Consider the following 1,174-nt stretch of genomic DNA (forward strand, 5'->3'; position numbering starts at 1 on the left):
GTTGAACTCGATGTCCTTGTACGCGTCGGCCTTCAGGCCCAGCGCCGCGCCACCGTTCTTTTCCGTAACCGGCGGGATCAGTTCTTCACGCGTTGCATACGCGAAGTCGTCCCAGATCAGCGGATCGCCTTCGATGTTGAACTGCGTGGTCAGCTTGCGATGCGAGTCGCTCGACACGAAGAAGTGCACGTGCGCCGGACGGTTGCCGTGACGGCCAATGCCGTTCAGCAGCTGCTGGGTCGCGCCGTGCGGCGGGCAGCCGTAGCCGACCGGCATCAGCGTGCGGAATTCGTACTTGCCGTCCGCGCCGGTCTTCACCGCGCCGCGCAGGTTGAATTCGGTTTGCGCGCCGGTCGGGTCGAAGTGCGAATAGAAGCCCTTCGAGTTCGCGTGCCAGCATTCGACCACCGCGCCGGCCACCGGCTTGCCGTCCAGATCCTTGACCGTGCCGCGGATCACCAGCGGACCCGCGTCCGCGTCTTCATTCAGGTCGATCTTCGACACGCCGTCGCGCACCGGTGCGCCGGCCACGTACAGCGGGCCTTCGATCGTGCGCGGCGTGCCGCCGTCCAGACCGATCGCCTTGTCTTCGGCGTCCATACGGATGTCGAGATACTTCTCGAGACCCAGGCCGGCGGCGAGCAGCGCTGCTTCGCCGTCCTGACCGAGTTTGTTCAGGTAGTTGATACCGGCCCACACTTCGTCCGGCGTGATGTTCAGGTCATCGATTGCCTTGAACAGATCGCCCAGCAGACGGAAAACGACTTGCTGGAAACGCTCGTTGCCGTTGCCGGCCTCGACGTTCGATGCTGCCTTCAGCAGGTCCTGCACTTCCTTGGTTTCGAATACTTTGACGCTCACGATGACTGTCTCCAGTTGGTATTGGGGGAATGGCGTTGTGGGGCCACTGGGCTCAGATGTCGTCGTCCCGAATCGACGACGGGTGACGACACAGAGGTGTCACCGAAATCTTCATGTACGGAAACAGAGGCAGGCCGACCAGGATGTCGTGCAGTTCGGTGTTGCTCTCTACATCGAAGATGCTGTAGTTCGCGTATTCGCCGGCCAGACGCCAGATATGGCGCCACTTGCCGCTACGCTGCAGGTCCTGCGAATAAGCCTTCTCGCGGGTTTTGATTTCGTTGGCGATTTCCGCCGGCATATCGACCGGCAG

2 protein-coding genes are annotated in these 1,174 nt (G+C 61.8%); both read right to left on the minus strand.

The features are described from left to right. The coding region (catA, locus tag BTH42_RS19010; protein ID WP_075302219.1) for a catechol 1,2-dioxygenase at nucleotides 1-861 on the minus strand (861 nt) is incomplete at its 3' end. A 52-nt stretch (nucleotides 862-913) separates the two neighbouring features. Then, nucleotides 914-1,174: muconolactone Delta-isomerase (gene catC, locus BTH42_RS19015; protein WP_256702099.1), on the minus strand; the 261-nt coding region annotated here is incomplete at its 5' end.

This window comes from Burkholderia sp. SRS-W-2-2016 (genome assembly GCF_001931485.1).
Classification (GTDB): domain Bacteria; phylum Pseudomonadota; class Gammaproteobacteria; order Burkholderiales; family Burkholderiaceae; genus Paraburkholderia.